This window comes from Mesorhizobium sp. M7A.F.Ca.CA.001.08.2.1 (genome assembly GCF_003998455.1).
In the GTDB taxonomy this organism is placed as follows: domain Bacteria; phylum Pseudomonadota; class Alphaproteobacteria; order Rhizobiales; family Rhizobiaceae; genus Mesorhizobium; species Mesorhizobium ciceri.
The window spans coordinates 1-2,412 of record NZ_RZPW01000865.1 but is presented as its reverse complement, the minus strand read 5'-3'; the positions used below and the strand labels follow the sequence as shown (position 1 = coordinate 2,412).

The window sequence follows — 2,412 nt, the reverse complement described above, 5'->3', positions numbered from 1 at the left end:
GCACACGATGCGCTGACCGGCCTTGCCAACCGCTCCAGCTTCATCCGCGCCATGGAGGACCTCGTCGACCAGGCGCGCAAGGACGGCACCGCCGACACGACAAGGTTGGTCGGCGACACGACAAGGTCGGTCGGAGGCGCCGGACATCAGTTCATGTTCATCGACCTCGACCACTTCAAACTGGTCAACGACACGGGTGGCCACGCGGCGGGAGACGCGCTGCTGAAGCGGGTTGCCGTGGCTATTCGCGGCGTGCTTGGTCCAGACGACATCGTCGCTCGCCTCGGCGGCGACGAATTCGCGGTCGTTTTGAAATCGGGTTCGGCAGCCGGCGCCAAGATCGCGGCGCGCTCCATCATCGATGCGATCGGCGGGCTAGACTTCACCTGGGACGGCCGTCCTCACGTGATCGGCGCCAGCATCGGGTTGGCTGCGATCAATGCCAATTGTGGCGAGGTCGACGAGATCATCGCCAGGGCCGATGCGGCTTGCTATGCCGCCAAGGCGGCGGGCCGTGGCTGTGTCTCCGTGGCGCCCGACGCACAGATCGTGGATGGCCGGACAGAGCCACTGGCGGTGGCCTCCTGATAGACCCGTCGCCGCTGAACCGAAAGGCTTGTCCCTGATTTGCGCCGACGATCCGCTCAGCGCGTCGGGACGGGATGCTCGCCGCGATAGTCGTAGAAGCCGCGCCCGGTCTTGCGGCCGAGCCAGCCGGCCTCGACATATTTCACCAGGAGCGGGCAAGGGCGGTACTTGGAGTCCGACAGGCCGTCATGCAGCACCTGCATGATCGACAGGCAGGTATCGAGCCCGATGAAGTCAGCCAGCTGCAGCGGCCCCATCGGATGGTTGGCGCCGAGCCGCATCGCGGTGTCGATGGCGTCGACCGAGCCGACACCCTCATAGAGCGTGTAGATCGCCTCGTTGATCATCGGCAGCAGGATGCGGTTGACGATGAAAGCAGGAAAATCCTCCGAGACCGTGATCGTCTTGTCGAGCTGCTTCACATAGGTCTTGGCTGCCTCGAAGGTCTGGTCCTCGGTGGCGATGCCGCGCACCAGTTCGACCAGCTTCATCAGCGGCACCGGGTTCATGAAATGTATGCCGATGAACCGCTCGGGCCGGTCGGTCTGCGCGGCAAGCCGCGTGATCGAGATCGACGAGGTGTTGGTCGCCAGGATGGCTTCGGGATTGAGCTGCGGACAAAGCTGGGCGTAGATCTTGCGCTTGACCGTCTCGTCCTCGGTCGCCGCCTCGATCACCAGGTCAGCACCCGCAAGATCGGCCATCGCGGGCGCGGCCGAAATGCGGCCCATCGCATCGTTGCGCACCTTCTCGTCGAGCTTGCCGGACCCCACCTGGCGGGCCATGTTGCCGCTGATCGTGGCGATGCCCTTCTCGATGCGGTCGGGCGAGATATCGTAGATCAATACCTTGTAGCCTGAAAGCGCGGAGACATGGGCGATGCCGCCACCCATCTGGCCCGCGCCGATGATGCCGATCGTCTCGATCTTGCTCATTACACCGATCCCGTCCTGAACCCTTCCGCTTGAACTGCGAAAGCGCTCCACCTTTTATTTTACCGCAATCCCGGACGCAAAACCGCTGCGCACTTTTGCTGGATTGCTTTCAGCCTTTGCGGCCTGCTTTTTGTGCGGTGCAAACTAAAAGGGCGGGGCGACTTCGTCTACCCCACCCTCACCATTTAATACGCTTTGGCAGAAAGCGTCAAAGCGCCTTTTGCAGTTCCGGCAGGATGACGAACAGGTCGCCGACGAGGCCGTAGTCGGCAACCTGGAAAATCGGCGCCTCCTCGTCCTTGTTGATGGCGACGATGACCTTGGAATCCTTCATGCCGGCAAGGTGCTGGATGGCGCCGGAGATGCCGACCGCGATGTAGAGATCGGGGGCAACCACCTTGCCGGTCTGGCCGACCTGCCAATCGTTCGGCGCATAGCCGGCATCGACGGCGGCGCGGGAAGCGCCGACCGCGGCGCCCAGCTTGTCGGCAACCGGCAGGATGACCTCCTGGAATTTCTCCGAGGAGCCCAGCGCGCGGCCGCCCGAGATGATGATCTTGGCCGAGGTCAGCTCCGGACGGTCGGTCTCGGAAAGCTTGTTCTCGATGAAGGTGGAGAGGCCCGGATTCGCCGCGGCCTTAACGGTCTCGACGGCTGCCGAGCCGCCCTCGGGGGCTGCCTGGAAGGAGGCGGTGCGCACGGTGATCACCTTCTTGGCGTCGCTCGACTGCACCGTCTGGATGGCGTTGCCGGCATAGATCGGCCGCTTGAAGGTGTCGGGCGATACGACTTCGATGATCTCGGACACCTGCGCGACATCGAGGAGCGCAGCCACGCGCGGCGCGACATTCTTGCCCGACGAGGTCGCCGGCGCGATGATGGTGTCGTA

General features: G+C 63.8%; 3 protein-coding genes. 1 reads left to right on the top strand and 2 read right to left on the bottom strand.

The genetic code is table 11. The features are described from left to right. Positions 1-588 (top strand): diguanylate cyclase domain-containing protein (locus EN914_RS32205; RefSeq protein WP_127389537.1); only part of this gene is annotated, 588 nt, incomplete at its 5' end. A 56-nt stretch (positions 589-644) separates the two neighbouring features. On the opposite strand, the gene EN914_RS32200 is transcribed toward EN914_RS32205, so the two are convergent. Then, positions 645-1,523 (bottom strand): 3-hydroxybutyryl-CoA dehydrogenase, encoded by an 879-nt coding sequence (locus tag EN914_RS32200; protein ID WP_013529423.1) that lies wholly within the window; start codon positions 1,521-1,523, stop codon positions 645-647. A 208-nt stretch (positions 1,524-1,731) separates the two neighbouring features. Then, positions 1,732-2,412 (bottom strand): electron transfer flavoprotein subunit alpha/FixB family protein (locus EN914_RS32195; protein ID WP_164779064.1); only part of this gene is annotated, 681 nt, incomplete at its 5' end.

Coding starts and splice junctions, on each gene's coding strand:
- EN914_RS32200 (WP_013529423.1), bottom strand. CDS start 1,523: ATGAGCAAGATCGAGACGATCGGCATCATCGGCGCGGGCCAGATGGGT.